Here is a 15,356-nt window from a genome sequence, read left to right as displayed (position 1 = left end):
AATGGTATGGGCACAATCGATGTATGCTCATCCGATAACACCTATAATTTAAACAATATGATCAAGCAACTTTTCAACAAATGGGGGCTTACCATACTTATCGGTATGCTATCCACAGCTGCCTTTGCACAAACCATCACGGGTACCGTGCTATCCGCAGACGATGGAGCGCCTATCGCTGGAGCAAATGTGCGGGTGCAGGGAGGCTCCACCGCGACTGTGACCAATGACCAAGGAAAATTTTCCATCAATGCATCCATTGGGGATATCTTGGTCGTATCGTACTTGGGATTTCTGGAACAGGAAATAACGGTAAATGCGGCCTCCGTTATGACCATCAGGCTCCAATCGTCGATCGCTGATCTTGATGAGGTGGTGGTGGTAGGCTATGGCGTGCAGAAGAAAAAACTGGTTACCGGGGCAAACCTACAGGTAAAAGGAGACGACCTGCTAGGCCAAAGCCAGACCAACGCGCTACAGGCGCTGCAGGGGCAAGCGCCGGGGGTGCAGATTACGACGGTATCCGGTCAACCTGGTTCGGGCCTTAATGTCATTGTCAGGGGCCTAGGTACCATTGGCAATGCTGGCCCGCTGTATATCGTAGATGGCGTGCAAACAGGGAGCATTTCCTACTTGAACCCTGCCGATATCGAGTCTATCGACATCCTCAAGGATGCTGCATCAGCAGCCATCTATGGATCCCAGTCGGCCAACGGGGTGGTTCTGATTACCACCAGATCGGGAAAAGCTGGGCGTGCTCAGCTTACCTTTGATGGTTATACCGGAACCCAACAGGTGGCCAAAAAAGCGCGGATGCTCAATGCCTCCGAGTACGCGGCCATCATGAACGAAGCACGGATTAATTCCGGAAACCCGCCATATTTCAGCAATGATGAATTAGCCGCGATGGGCGAAGGGACCAATTGGCTCAACGAGATGTTTGAAGATAATGCCCTTACACAGAATTATACCCTAGGAGCCACCGGAGGCACGGAGCAATCCGTCTATTCTTCCTCCATTGCTTATACCTCGCAGGAGGGCATTGTGGGAGGCAAGGGCTCTTCCTTCTATGAACGGTACAATTTCAGGTTGAATTCCGAGCACAAGCTTTACAAGGACATCATCAAATTCGGGCAACACCTTACCTACACCTATGCTAACAACAATGGAATCGGAGTAGGCAACCAGTATAATAATACACTACGCGGAGCATTCAACACCAGCCCCTTTGTGCCTATGTATGATGAGGAAGGCAATTTCTTCGACAACAGTAGCTCCGATTGGAATAATGGTGAAGCCAATCCTTATGCCGAAATGGTCATCAACAACCAAAACACCAACAATGACCAAAAGCTTATCGGCGACGTATATCTATCGGTGCAACCGATCCCGAGACTTACCTTCAAAACCATGCTCGGACTGGATTATTATGCCAACGAAGGACGGTCGTTTTCACCCATATACCGTTTGTCAATCTATGCGTTCAATGATTTCACCTCAGTGAACCAATCCATGGGTAAAGGACGGGCAATCATGTGGGATAACACGCTGACCTATGATTTCAGTCCGGCACCCGAACATCAATTCACTGCCATGGTAGGCTCATCTTCCTATAAATTGGATGGTTCCGGGATATGGGGGAACAATCGCGACCTCATCTTCAGTGGGCTTAAGTATGCTTGGTTAGACAACGCTACTAATACAGACGGTGCAAACATGTCCTTGGGAGGGGCCCCCGTCGAACCGGAACGAAGGATGTCCTATTTTGGCAGGTTAAACTATAATTTCAGGGAGACCTACTTGCTCAATGCCACCTTCCGTGCTGATGGCTCATCCAAATTTGCCCCCGGTCACCAATGGGGTTATTTCCCCTCGGTTTCGGCCGGATGGATTGCTACCAATGAATCCTTTATGGAGGCCACCAGTGGATGGCTCGATTTCCTCAAGCTTAGGGCTAGCTGGGGTCAGGTGGGCAACCAGAATATCAGCGGCTTTCAGTTCCTCGCTCCAGTAAGCTTTGGCATCAATTATATTTTTGGCCCCGAGGAGGGTGTGCTCACGCCCGGCGCCTACCCAAGTCGCTTGGGCAACGAGCTCATCAAATGGGAAACTTCCGAGCAGACCAATATCGGACTGGATGCCCGGTTGATGCGCAACAGGCTGGACGTAAACGTCGATTGGTATATCAAAGATACCAGGGACTGGCTTATCCAAGCACCGATACTGGCTACCGCCGGAGCTGCTGCCCCCTTTATCAATGGAGGCGATGTGCGCAACAAAGGCGTTGAGCTGGCGCTCTCATTCCACGATCGTGTAGGCGACTTGAACTATTCAATTGGAGTAAACGGAGCCTATAACACCAATAAAGTGGGAAGGATCCCCACCGGAGATGGTATCGTACATGGCAATACAAATTCACTGTACGCCAATTCCCTGGAATTTTACCGGGCGCAAGATGGCTTTCCCATCGGCTATTTCTGGGGATTAAAAACGGATGGTATCTTCCAATCTGAGGATGAAGTACTTGCCCACAGGAATCCAAATGGGCAATTGGTACAGCCCAGCGCGCAACCTGGAGATGTGCGCTACATCGATCTCAATGATGATGGTGTCATTAATGACTTGGATCGAACAATGGTGGGCGATCCCAATCCTAACTACACCTTTGGCATCAACATCGCTCTCGAATATAAAGGGTTTGACTTCGCTTTGCTGGCATCGGGGGTGGCCGGAAACCAGCTGGTCCAATCGTGGCGCAATCATTCTAGTCCCCAAGCCAATTACTCAGCGGCTATCTTAGATCGTTGGCATGGCCCGGGATCATCCAATTCCATGCCTCGGGTCACGGAGGATGCGCGCAATTGGACACAATTTTCCGACCTGTACATCCACGATGGCGATTACCTGCGTATCAACAATATAACGGTAGGGTATGACTTTGGCAAGGTGTTCAATAAAAGCTACCTCAGTAAGGTGCGGCTCTATGCCTCAGTGCTCAACCTGTATACCTTTACACGCTACAACGGTATGGATCCCGAAATAGGTTATGGAGAAGGGTTCTCCTCAGGGGTAGATTTGGGTTATTACCCCCGGCCACGGACATTCATGCTAGGGGCTAATATTAGATTTTAACCAATTAACGATGAAAACAATGAACGCATTCACACGATATATCATGGCGCTGTCTCTTCTTGCTACAGGGGCATGTACGAAAGGATTTTTACAGGTGGAAGACGTGACCAATGTCTCGGAACAAACATTCTACCGTACCCCTGAAGATGCATACCGGGCACTTGTGGGGGTATATGATGGGCTGCAGATCGTATGGGCTGAGGGAGTTTCCCTGCCGGTAGCTACGGAACTGTTCTCTGACAACTGCTTCGGCGGTACCGGCGCCTCCGATGGTTTTGGATACCAAATGCTCGACGAATTTGACCGATTACGGTCGCCCTCAGACCAGAATATCTTCGGTGCCAATTGGGCAGCATATTACAGGGCACTGCACCGGGCCAATACGCTCCTTATCAAGCTTGATGACATCGATTGGGAAGGCAACGAATCCCTGCGACCCATATACGAAGCTGAAACCCGTTTTCTTCGTGCGTACCTCTATTTTGATATGGTACGCCTTTGGGAAAACATCCCCTTGCTTACGGAACCTTCTGCAGAAAACCTGCCCCAGGCCCATCCGGACGAGGTATACGGTGTAATTGCTGAGGACCTGCAATTTGCAACAGCAAACCTGCCTACCGTTTCATTTTCAGCCAACAATCCCAACGCCGGCAGGGTTACCAAATGGGCCGCCCAATCCTTGCTTGCACGGGTATTTCTGTACTATACGGGCTATTATGGCAAGGCGGACCTTGTCGGAATGGTCTCCAAGGCAGAAGCTCTTGCCGCCGTAGAGGATGTAATCAGCAATAGCGGCCATGGATTAGTTGATGACTATGCGAAGCTCTGGCCAGCCGCTTCCATAGCCGATTATGTGGGAGAAGACAATATGGAAACCGTATTCGCAATCAAATATACCTATACCAGCGATTACGATGGCAATACAGATGGCAACCATTGGATGGTGATGGTAGGTATGCGCGAGCAATGGAGCTATCCATATGGAAATGGTTGGGGTGGGGCCACCGTGAACCCGAAATTGTGGAATGCCTATAGTGATGACGATACACGTAAAGTTGCCTCTATTATTGCGGTCGAAGAGGAAGGAGTCAATTTCACTAATCTTGGAGGTCAACGTGAATATACCGGTTATTATGTAAAAAAATATTCGCCCATGGTGGATGAGGAAGGTAATAGCCTAGTCGTGCTCAGGGGCGGCGAAAACTTTATGATCGGCCAATATCAGGATTATGTAGCTATCCGATATGCCGATGTTTTGTTGATGGCCGCCGAGCTGGGTAGTGCCAATGCCCAGGTGTATTTTGATGAGGTACGCAGAAGAGCATACAAGAGTGGTTTTTCCGCTTTGTTGGTCAACAATGCCAACCTGCTCCGTGAAAGACAGCTGGAATTTGCTTTCGAAGGCATACGTTACTGGGATTTGTTGCGTCAAGGCGTCGAAACAGCGGCTAATGAAATTGCTGAAACCACTACGGTACGGAATGGGGGAGCGGAGGTGACCAAAACGATATCGGCTTCTAAAATCACGGAAACCCGAGGGGTGCAGCAACTTCCCTATACACAAATCACACTTTCAAATGGGGTGCTTAAGCAAAACCCAGGCTGGTAATTTTGTAGACTTTTTTAAAACCTGAATGATATGAAAAGGTACGTAAGAATAACCATGGCATGGATGGCAGTACTGCTATGCATGGCCACATGTAAGCAAGTCGACCCCCAATTGGGTCAGCTGCTGGACAAATCACAAATAAATTTTGAAGTGGTGCAGGATTTGGTGACCGATCCCGGTGGCAACACGGTAATCCTCATCAACCATACCTCGGGCACCGTACCCGTTTGGGATTATGGTACAGGGAAGTCAAACCGGGCAAGGGACACTGTGCGCTATGCTTTTGAGGGTGAATACACCATCCGATTCTCGGCGATGACCGCAGGGGGTATGGTAGAGATGGATCCGGTGACCATCACGGTAACCGAAGACAACCTCAACTACGTAAACGACCCGCTTTGGATTGCGTTATCCGATGGACCGGGCGAAGAAAAACAATGGCTCTTGGATACTGAAAGCAAATATTTTGCAGGGCCCCTCTCTTTTTATGGCGTAAACAACGGCTGGTTGTTAGAAGGAGGTGCTTGGGATGGAGGAGGCGCCACCGGCTGCTATGGCGATGATTGCTGGACTTGGAGTCCTGAAGGCGTGTATGCTATGGACGAAGGTGATTATGGTGTCATGACCTTCAGCTTGAAAGGAGGACCTTTTTTCCACGCCATCAAGCCTATGGAAGGCGGTATTGAACAAAATGGCACCTATTACCTGGATATCAATAGCAAAATGCTCACCATTAATGGAGCATCTATCCTTCGGGGTTACAAACCCGAAAGTAACGGCTTGACAGGCATTAGCAATTGGACTAATTATCGGGTACTTGCCCTTGATGAGGATATACTTCGGCTGGGTGTCATCCGAGACCGGGATGTAGATGGCGAAGGACTGGCTATGTTGGTCTATAATTTTATCTCCAAGGAATATGCAGACAATTGGGTACCCGAGGAAGACAATACACCCGATGAAGGGTTTGATCCTTCATTTGAATCTGGTCAGTTGCTGAATTTATTGACCGGAGGGCCATCTTCAGGTAAACTGTGGAGGCTCGACGGTGAAGGTAATCCCGTAGACTGGATTGCCAAAGGAAAGGGCTGGACGGAAAATGCAGGATCTTCACACGATTGGGGATGGAATGATGGTTGGGCAGCTATTGCCGAAAACTCATGGATAAGGTTTGACCGCTATGGAGGGCAAAACTACACACGGAGCCAAAACGGTACGATCACCAACGGTACATTCACCATCAATGAGGAAACCAACGAAATCACGCTGTCAGGCAATACACTCATCCAAAATCCGGATAGCTGGATGAGCCCGACGCAACATACCATTAAAGTAGTGAAGGCGTTCCCAGATGAGCCCGGACGGGGCATGTGGTTTGGCACCGCCTATGATACGGGTAAAGACGAATGGCTTGCATTTCATTATATCATACCACAAGATTAATAACGAACGTAGTAAGACACCGCATGATAAATAGCACCGCCATATACCGTAACGGGATTGCGCTGCTTGTTGGAGCCAGCCTGTTGGCATGCAGCAAGAAAAACCAAACCGTAGAGATGGGAAACGAAACGGTGAAACCACCCACTGAAGTAGGCATTCCCGCTTCAGTAGGGTTTTTCATGGACGACTGGGCTCCGCGGCAGTTCATGGCACCCGCGTATGTACCCACCACGGCACCGATATTAGGTTCCACCATTACCGTCACGGCTGATTACAGTGAAACCATCAGTCGTGTAAACCCGAGTATATTCGGCACGAATACCAACTTGTACATCGGCCAAATGGTCGATCAGCCTGTGTTGCTCAATCATCTACAGGCACTTTCCCCCGGAATTATTCGGTTTCCGGGCGGAAACCTTTCTAGTATATATTTCTGGAACGCCAATAATGGCCAAATGCCTATGGATGTGCCAGCCACACTATACGATACAGGTGGAAACCCCACACAAGCCTTCTACTGGTATGGCAAGAACACTGATTCTTGGACACTCTCGCTGGCCAATTATTACCAAATGCTACAACAGACCAATACCAAAGGGATGATTACCATCAACTATGGTTATGCACGGTATGGCTTAAGCGACGATCCAGTGGCCGCAGCAGCGCACCTGGCTGCTGAATGGGTACGGCATGATGACGGGCGGACCAGCTATTGGGAAATCGGCAATGAAAGTAGCGGCCCATGGCAGGCAGGCTTCAAAATTGATGTGAACGACAATAAGGATGGGCAACCTGAGATTATCAATGGAACGGTGTATGGTCAGCATTTCAAGGTCTATGCCGATTCCATGCGCAAGGCGGCTATCGAGGTAGGCGCAACGATTAAGATTGGTGCTCAGCTCATGCATTATGATGCGGCAAACAGCTGGAATGTGCCAGACCGCACATGGAATGAGGAGTACTTTGCAGCGGCGGGAGATGAGGCAGACTATTACATCATCCACGATTACTATACACCATTGGGTGCCAATACGGGAGCAGCGGATATTCTTCAGTCGGCCGTATCCGGTACACGAAGCATGATGCAATGGATGCATACCAGCACCCAGCGGGCGGGAGTGGCCATGAAACCCATAGCCCTTACGGAATGGAACATTGGTGCCGAAGGATCCCGGCAGATGGTATCGCACATTGCTGGGATGCATGCCACGATGGTGCTAGGGGAGTTTATCAAACACAATTACGGCATGGCCGCCCGCTGGGGTATCGCCAATGGGTATGCCAATGGCAACGACCACGGGATGTTTAGCTTGGGTGATGAAGGTGATGGCACGGCCAAGTGGACCCCACGGCCGGCGTTCTATTACATGTATTATTTCCAGAAATATGTTGGCGACCGCATGTTTGCCACTACGGTTTCCGGGAGTGATGAGGTGCTTGCCTACGCCGCTGGATTCAGCTCGGATGATGCCTCCATGGTATTGGTCAACATAGGAACCGAAGCAAAAGTCACCTCGGTAGACATCAAGAATTTCAAGCCTGGCAGCCGATATTACTATTATTCATTGGTGGGTGGCGAAGGAGGCACGTTTTCACGACAAGTATTGATTAACAGGCAAGGACCTGAAGGATTATCGGGAGGGCCCACAAATTATGACAGCGTAAAAGCACTGTCAGCCCCGCTCAATGGCGTGATAAAACTTGAATTGCCGCCAAGATCTGTGGTTTATCTGATGGTGGATGGGGCTTAGTTTATGCTATCCCTAGCCTATTAGGAATCTGAGGCCTTATATCACATATCTCAATTCTAACTATTATCTTTGCAGCCTATGATGTATATCACCAGGCGCGAACGGTTTAATGCTGCGCACAAATTATATCGTGAGGAGTGGACGTTGGAGCAAAACGAGGCGGTCTTCGGTAAGTGCTCCAATCCAAATTGGCACGGCCACAATTATGAGCTCTTTGTAACGGTGAAAGGGAGTGTAGATCCCCAAACGGGTTTTATAATAGACCTGAAGGAACTGAAAAGTATCATCATGACCCACGTTATCAACAAGCTCGACCATAGGAATGTAAACCTCGATGTGGATTTCATGCGAGGTAAGATGGCGTCTACGGAAGTGCTGGCCATGGAAATTTTCAACCAGTTAAGGCCACATATCGAGGCGCATCAGGTCATTTTACATTCCGTCAGATTGGTCGAAACCGAAAATAACTCTGTAGAGTATTTCGGAGAATAAAATGCGCCAAAAATTAACAAGACATGGCTATGAACAATGATTTTCCGCTTGATGAAGAAAAAATTGACGGATACGTGAAAATCGACCGTTATAACCCCGATAAGATAAACCGTATAGCGGCACATTACGCGGATATTCTTGAGGCATTGGGCGAGAACCCAGCGCGTGCAGGCTTGGCGAAGACCCCTGAAAGGGTAGCGAAGGCCTTGCAATACCTCACGCATGGATACGATTTGGATGCCTCCGAGATTTTAAGGGGCGCTATGTTTGAGGAGGAATACAGCCAAATGGTGGTGGTGAAAGACATTGAAGTATACTCCATGTGTGAGCATCACATGTTGCCTTTCTTCGGCAAAGCGCATGTGGCCTATATCCCAAATGGACATATCGTAGGCTTGAGCAAAATACCCCGGGTGGTAGATATCTATGCCCGTCGTCTACAAGTGCAGGAGCGTCTCACCAATGAAATACGCGATTGCATACAGCAAACACTGAATCCTGTTGGTGTGGCCGTGGTCATCGAATGTAAACACCTCTGCATGTGTATGCGAGGTGTACAGAAGCAGAATTCGGTAACCACCACATCCGCCTTTACCGGAGAGTTTGCACACGAACGTACACGGAGTGAATTTTTGAGGCTCATCACGGCCTCCCTAGGCTAACTAGTGTCTGTCTATAATGTCCGCCAACTGCGTTACGCTTGTTCAAAAAATGCTCATCCCGCCTCAGCGGGACTGCGCTTTTTTTCACTACACAAGCCTTGTTGGCAAACGTTCTAGCCTAGACACTGACTTTATGGACAGACGCTAACTAATCAGCTTTAGCAGGTATTACCAAACCGGATTAGCCCTTCAACTATGTTGAGCGAGCTATCTAAGGCATTATAATTCCGCTACAAACTCCTTTATCGCCTGTGCCGGATTTCCGGTTTTCATAAAATTTTCACCGATGAGGAAACCTTGGAAACCAGCTTTGCGGAGCGTTCTGATGGTATGAGGGTCACTGATGCCGCTTTCTGAAACCTTAATGAAAGAAGACGGAATCAAATCTACCAATTCAAACGAATGGTCCAGTGAAACGGAAAAATCATTCAGGTTGCGGTTATTCACGCCCACGGCATCCACGGTATCCATAAGGGTTCTTCCTAGTTCGGTGCGGTTGTGCACCTCCAACAGTACATTCATTCCAAGGGATTTGGCATACGTAGATAAATCCCTTACCTGTTCGGGTGTAAGTACCGCCGCAATTAGTAGGATAATATCTGCACCATAAGCTTTGGCTTCGGCAATCTGGTAGCTATCAATGACAAACTCCTTGCGAAGCAACGGTATTTGCAATGCTGCACGGGCTTGTACCAAATCCTCGAGGCTTCCCTTGAAGAAATCGTGGTCTGTAAGCACCGAAACGGCTGAAGCTCCAGCGTGTTGGTAGCCGGCCGTGACTTCCGCCACAGCCGAACGGTCATTGATAATTCCCTTGGAGGGAGAAGCCCGCTTATATTCCGCGATGATGCCGTTTTTTTCAACGTCTAGTATGGAGTTGCGCAAGGAAAGGCAAGCCCTTGCAAATAGGGGCATCTTTTCCAAACCCTTAATCGTAACTTGCTTTTTTGCCTGTTCAACCTCGATACTTTTTTTGGCAATGATGGTATCTAATATGGTCATTCTCTTTATGCGTTAAGCCATCAATTTTCACCCAACCAATTGGAAATCATTTCTTTACCGTGTGACGTCAACACCGATTCGGGATGGAATTGCAGCCCTTTTACATCCAGTGTTTTGTGCGACAGTGCCATGATTACCCCATGCTCGTCTTCCGCAGTGATACGGAGCGCATCAGGAAAACCATCATGCGATACTGCCCAGGAATGGTACCGCCCAACAGGGAATGAATAGGGGAGCCCTTTGAAAATCGGTTCATCGGGCATGGTGACGAGCAGGGTTGTCGCCGTGCCGTGCACAGGCTTGGCTAAGTTGTATAATGAGCCGCCGTATACTTCAGCAATAGCTTGCTGACCCAAACAGATGCCAAGAATGCTCTTGGAGGCCCCGTATTCGCTGATTACATCCAATAGTAGGCCAGCCTCTTCAGGGATGCCGGGACCGGGAGACAGCAGGATTTTGTCAAAATCCGCTACATCTTCCAAAGCGAATTTATCATTGCGCCATACGGTGGCATCATGGCCACATTCATGCAACAGGTGCACCAGATTAAATGTAAAAGAATCATAATTGTCTATGACCAATATATTGGGTCGATGTTCTTGCAACCTGTTCATTTTCTATATCCCGTGATAATCGTTTGAATCATTCATTAAATGTTTTGTGCCAAATCCAACGCTTTGCGCAACGCGGCAATTTTGTTGTCCACTTCGTTTAGCTCCATTTCGGGGTCTGAATCGGCTACGATACCTGCCCCCGCCTGGTAATGGAGGGTATTGTTTTTGCTCAGGAATGAGCGGATCATGATGGCATGATTGAAATCGCCATTGAAGCCCATATACCCAATGGCTCCACTATAAAAACTACGCTGTCGGTTTTCATAGCGGTCTATCAATTGCATGGCCATGTGTTTGGGCGCTCCACTGAGTGTACCTGCCGGAAACGTATCGCCCACTACGTCAAAGGAGTTTACTCCCCGTTTTAGTGTTCCGCATACTTTTGATACCAAGTGAATAATATGTGAATAATATTGCGCCTCTTTATAGGATTTTACATGAACATGCTCGCAATGCCGGCTTAAGTCATTCCGAGCCAGATCAACTAGCATCACATGTTCTGCGTTTTCTTTAGGATCCAATTTGAGTGCTTCCGCTATTTTTTCATCTTGTTCCGTGTCGCCCGTGCGTTTGAAGGTGCCCGCTATTGGATAGATAGTCGCCTCCCTGTCGCGAATGGTCAATTGGGCCTCGGGTGAAGAGCCGAAAAGCTTGAAATCGCCATAGTCAAAATAAAATAGATAAGGCGAAGGGTTGATGGATCGCAGGGTGCGGTAGACATTGAATTCATCACCGAGGAATGGCCGTGAAAACCCCCTAGAAGGCACAATTTGGAAGACATCGCCCCGGTAAATATGAGCTTTCATTTTTACCACGAGCGCCTTGAATGCATCATCCGTCATGGTTGATTCTTCATTTCCATTAAGCGAAAAGCTATATTCTGGAAAGTTCTTGTTCTGGATGAGGTATTGAATTTTTTCCAATCCCGATGGGCCTTCTTCGTTTTCGAGCTGATGTTCGAAGACATAAAGTTGGTTGCGGAAATGGTCAATGGCAATCACATATTGGTATACATGATATTGCATGAATGGGATATTACGGCTAAGGTCTGCGGCGCTTTTCAGCTCGATATCTTCAAAATGGGATACCGTATCAAACGTAAAAAATCCAAATAACCCATTGGAAATGAACTTGAAATCCGAATCCCCATTTTCGTTGAACGCGTTTCTGAATTGAGAAACTTCATGCCGAAGGTCTATCGTTGAGGCAGGCTTCCTTTCCAGTGGGCTATTAGGGTATTGCACTTCAAAAAAATCCTTATCCAATTTGATGCCAGCTATGGGTTGGCAGCAAATGTAGCTCATGTTATTTTCGCGGCTATGGTAATCCGAACTTTCGAGCAGCAAGCTGTTGGGGAATACATCGCGAAGCCGTAGGTAGATGCTTACCGGCGTAGTGGTATCGGCCAGCAAGTGTTTATAAGTTGTTTTAAATCGATATGTCATATTTTTCCCTTTAGCAAAATAACACAAAAAAACCCGACGAATTTTTAAAAGCGTCGGGCCAATCTTTCACAAGGCTTTGGTTGATTATGAATACGATAACATATCATAGCTCCCGACGATATTTTCTCCGGGCCACCACCATGTACTGTTATGATATACGTTAATCAACATACGCCAGCAAACTTAGATAAAATTGTTTTTTTTCACAAGGATTAGTTTTCTTTTGTGTTCAAGCCGGCTTCGCCGGTATATGCACCCATCTTTGGGGGCAAAAACACGAAAAAAATTAGTTCATTCGTCCAGCAAATCGGGTCGACGGGCTTTTGTGCGGGAGATTGCCTGTTCATCACGCCAAAGGTTAATGGCAGCCTCATTGCCACTGAGCAACACATCCGGCACCTTATGCCCTCGCCAATCGGCAGGGCGTGTATACATGGGTGCATCCAGTAAGCCCCCTTGAAACGAATCCGACAAGGCAGAAGTTTCATCAGACAGTACCCCTGGAATAAGCCGTACCACGGCGTCCACCAACACCGCTGCGGGTAGCTCTCCCCCTGAGAGCACGTAATCACCAATGGAAAGCTCCCGTGACACATAGATATCCCGTATGCGTTGGTCTATCCCCTTATAATGTCCGCAAAGAATGATGATATTGCCTTTTGTGGATAGGTTGTTGGCTATCGTTTGATTGAGTGTTTCACCATCGGGAGTCATGAAGATGATTTCATCGTATTCCCTTTCTGCCTGTAGTTGCTCGATACAGGTGGCAAACGGCTCGATTTGCATCACCATGCCGCTACCTCCACCATACGGATAGTCGTCTACGCTTTTATGCTTATTGGCGGCATAGTCACGTAGGTTGTGGATTACAATTTCACACAATCCTTTTTTTTGTGCCCGCTGCAAAATGGAATGAGCAAAGGGGCTGTCTAATAGCCCAGGCAATACCGTGATGATGTCAAATCGCATGGGGCAAAGATAGGTTTTTCAGTCGGGAAGTCCGGCTTGGGTTCTTTTAGGGTGCATTCCAAATTGTCGCTCCTCGTCTTTGCGAACCAGCGCGGGAGGCATAAGCGATGGAGTGAAGCAGATTAAGAGGCCATCCGCTATGTTGAAAAACAAGTTTACTGGTGAGTTTTTCAACATAGCGGACAGCCTCTTCTTTTTCAGCATGTATGGTTGCCGTTATCGGGCCATGCACACAAGCTTTTGGGGATGAATGGTGCCGGTATGCCAATTAATTTGCTTCGGCATATTTTTTAAAGTTGTCTGTAATGGCTTGCCACCCGCCCCGCTGCATTTCAATAGGGTTTTCATTTTCGGGGTCAAACGTGGTAACCACTTCGGTTTCGTCACCCTGCCCCTTGAAATCGATTTCCGCTTTTCGCCCATCTTCCAAGGTGTAGACAATCCGTTTGTTGGTGATTACTTCATCATACATCCCCGCAAAGTCAAAACCAAAGCTGCCATCTTTAGCTTCCATCCGCGATAGGAATTTGCCGCCTACCCGCAGGTCATTTTCAGCCCTTGGCGTATGCCAGTCGTCTGAGGGGCTATTCCACTGGATGATGTCCTCGGGAGTCGTCCAAAGCTTCCATACTTTTTCTACCGGTGCCTTCACGGTAGCTGCTACCGTGATTTTTGTTTTGTTCGTTGTTTCCATTTTTTGTAATTTATTTGTTTGTATTTCTTGTTCTTTTCTTACAAAACAAAGGTCAGGGTAAAATTCGACATCCGTGAGGTATGAAAACGTCATATTAGCGGGTATATTGCGACAAGTCGATGGGCTGCTTTAGTCTTCACGGCTCGCCATGCACCCTATGTGCTTACCAAGCCGCTGCATGCATCCCTGAAACTGTTGAAACAAGATGAGACTGGGGCTATTATCCGCATCTGCGTGGTGCTCAATTTTGAATTGGAACGAGAGCTACTGGGCTTTGGCGAAGCGATGAAAGTGCTCTCGCCACGTGATTTGCAGAAGCGCATTTCCACACGTGCTGCGCAAACAGCAGCTTTATATCATGAGATGGCGTAAAGCTTAGCCTATGAGTGGCTTTTCATTTTGTCGGTACGGGTCCTTAGGAGTTGGAGCACTTTGTCCGTGGCTTGCTTGAAAGCCATGTCAATGTTATCGGCCGTTGCCGTTACCGCTTCGGGATTCATGCTTTTTATTCGTACCTCTATGGTGCAGCGCTTGTCGTTGCTCCCTTGCTTGTCGCTGTTCTCGTCAGCGAGGAACACTTCCAGACGGGTAATGAATTCGTCAAAGTGGGATAAGGAATCGGTTAAGTTTTCTGTAATCTTGCTAATGAATCCTTCGGTTACCTCGATGTTTTTGTCGGAATTAACTTGTATTGTCATAATTTCTTTTTGCGATGATACGGATAAGGATTGAAACTGCCGAGCCGGTAAGCCATTTAAGCGTCATTTTCTATCGGCTGGCAACCACTTCACTAAGTTTTTTTACTGTTAACAACCAATTATTCCATACTACCTTTTGTTCCCAACACTGGTTCAAGTTTAGGAGTCGGGAAATGCGGCTGGCTTAACTTGGACCTATCCAATACAAAGAAGCCTGTGGCTTCATATAGACCACCAAGCTACAACTGTCTCGATGCGGCCTTAAGTGCGGGGCCGCGGGACGCATCAAACCTTGGTTTTATTGTCAGGCACAAGTTACTCCGCCCACGGGCCTTTGACGCCTAAACTTACGCCAGTTTAGGGGTGGTATTCACGATGGTTTGTATAATATTAGTTTTACTATAAATTTACATATAGGGCTCCACAAAGCCAACCCTTATTTTTTAGCCAAACTCTCTCTTAATGCATATACCGCATCGGTGTCCAGAAAATTGTCGAAGCCTTTTTTAAAAGACCCTTGACCAATTTCTTGTCGCCACTCCATATTTTATGATTAAAGTGCAGGGAAAAGGCCACGTAAGATATATCTTTTGGGTCTACATCGTGTACCAGTTGTTCGGCTTCCAGCCACGCAGAAATACGGATTTGTTCCTCCGATATGAAAGTAATGTCTTTATATATTATCTGAAATTCGGCTTCTTGGATCTGTTGAAGTTGAAGTTTGGAGATGCTAACGAGTTTAAGGTAATGATCTTTGATCTCTTTGCGTAGGTATTCGGGGCGATTAAGCGCAAGTGATCCCGTGAATTAATCAATAGATCTGCAATTTTTCCATTGGTATTCAG

At 47.7% G+C, this 15,356-nt stretch carries 13 protein-coding genes and 1 pseudogene; 7 read left to right on the top strand and 7 right to left on the bottom strand.

Annotation, left to right across the window (positions count from 1 at the left end; all coding sequences use genetic code 11):
* Positions 1-57: 57 nt before the first annotated feature.
* The 6 genes from NF543_RS06180 (at position 58) to folE (ending at position 9,089) form a co-directional block, all read left to right on the top strand.
* Complete coding sequence (locus NF543_RS06180) at positions 58-3,132, top strand: SusC/RagA family TonB-linked outer membrane protein (protein ID WP_257667238.1); 3,075 nt, start codon at positions 58-60, stop codon at positions 3,130-3,132.
* A 19-nt stretch (positions 3,133-3,151) separates the two neighbouring features.
* Positions 3,152-4,741 (top strand): RagB/SusD family nutrient uptake outer membrane protein, encoded by a 1,590-nt coding sequence (locus NF543_RS06175; RefSeq protein WP_257667237.1) that lies wholly within the window; start codon positions 3,152-3,154, stop codon positions 4,739-4,741.
* A gap of 30 nt (positions 4,742-4,771) precedes the next feature.
* A complete protein-coding gene (locus NF543_RS06170) occupies positions 4,772-6,184 on the top strand; it encodes a hypothetical protein (protein ID WP_257667236.1) in 1,413 nt (470 codons plus the stop codon).
* 23 nt (positions 6,185-6,207) lie between these two features.
* Positions 6,208-7,935, top strand: a complete 1,728-nt coding sequence (locus NF543_RS06165) for an alpha-L-arabinofuranosidase family protein (RefSeq protein WP_257667235.1) — start codon at positions 6,208-6,210, stop codon at positions 7,933-7,935.
* A 78-nt stretch (positions 7,936-8,013) separates the two neighbouring features.
* Positions 8,014-8,427 (top strand): 6-pyruvoyl trahydropterin synthase family protein, encoded by a 414-nt coding sequence (locus NF543_RS06160; RefSeq protein WP_257667234.1) that lies wholly within the window; start codon positions 8,014-8,016, stop codon positions 8,425-8,427.
* Positions 8,428-8,456: 29 nt separating this feature from the next.
* Entirely contained in the window at positions 8,457-9,089 is a 633-nt protein-coding gene (gene folE / locus NF543_RS06155) for a GTP cyclohydrolase I FolE (protein ID WP_257667233.1), read from the top strand.
* 219 nt (positions 9,090-9,308) lie between these two features.
* On the opposite strand, the gene trpC is transcribed toward folE, so the two are convergent.
* The 5 genes from trpC to NF543_RS06130 all read right to left on the bottom strand — a co-directional run bounded on the left by trpC (position 9,309) and on the right by NF543_RS06130 (position 13,813).
* On the bottom strand, positions 9,309-10,091 hold the full coding sequence (gene trpC / locus NF543_RS06150; RefSeq protein ID WP_257667232.1) for an indole-3-glycerol phosphate synthase TrpC: 783 nt from the start codon (positions 10,089-10,091) through the stop codon (positions 9,309-9,311).
* A gap of 20 nt (positions 10,092-10,111) precedes the next feature.
* Positions 10,112-10,705 (bottom strand): anthranilate synthase component II, encoded by a 594-nt coding sequence (locus NF543_RS06145; RefSeq protein WP_257667231.1) that lies wholly within the window; start codon positions 10,703-10,705, stop codon positions 10,112-10,114.
* 35 nt (positions 10,706-10,740) lie between these two features.
* Complete coding sequence (locus NF543_RS06140; protein ID WP_257667230.1) at positions 10,741-12,150, bottom strand: anthranilate synthase component I family protein; 1,410 nt, start codon at positions 12,148-12,150, stop codon at positions 10,741-10,743.
* Positions 12,151-12,441: 291 nt separating this feature from the next.
* The gene (gene trmD / locus NF543_RS06135) at positions 12,442-13,119 is read right to left on the bottom strand and encodes a tRNA (guanosine(37)-N1)-methyltransferase TrmD (RefSeq protein WP_257667229.1); all 678 of its coding nucleotides are present in this window, start codon (positions 13,117-13,119) and stop codon (positions 12,442-12,444) included.
* A 268-nt stretch (positions 13,120-13,387) separates the two neighbouring features.
* Positions 13,388-13,813: an SRPBCC family protein gene (locus NF543_RS06130; protein ID WP_257667228.1), complete on the bottom strand. Its 426-nt coding sequence runs from the start codon at positions 13,811-13,813 to the stop codon at positions 13,388-13,390.
* Positions 13,814-13,906: 93 nt separating this feature from the next.
* On the opposite strand from NF543_RS06130, the gene NF543_RS06125 reads away from it, so the two are divergent.
* Positions 13,907-14,185, top strand: a complete 279-nt coding sequence (locus NF543_RS06125; protein WP_308378575.1) for a WCX domain-containing protein — start codon at positions 13,907-13,909, stop codon at positions 14,183-14,185.
* A gap of 8 nt (positions 14,186-14,193) precedes the next feature.
* On the opposite strand, the gene NF543_RS06120 is transcribed toward NF543_RS06125, so the two are convergent.
* Entirely contained in the window at positions 14,194-14,511 is a 318-nt protein-coding gene (locus NF543_RS06120) for an HPF/RaiA family ribosome-associated protein (RefSeq protein WP_257667227.1), read from the bottom strand.
* 459 nt (positions 14,512-14,970) lie between these two features.
* A pseudogene (locus tag NF543_RS25470) lies at positions 14,971-15,297 on the bottom strand (PIN domain-containing protein); the annotation flags it as partial.
* Positions 15,298-15,356 lie beyond the last annotated feature (59 nt).

Origin of the sequence: Parapedobacter tibetensis (genome assembly GCF_024704835.1) — a bacterium.
In the GTDB taxonomy this organism is placed as follows: Bacteria; Bacteroidota; Bacteroidia; order Sphingobacteriales; family Sphingobacteriaceae; genus Parapedobacter; species Parapedobacter tibetensis.
Note: the sequence above shows the minus strand (reverse complement) of the source record. Positions and strands in the feature narration are given on the sequence as shown.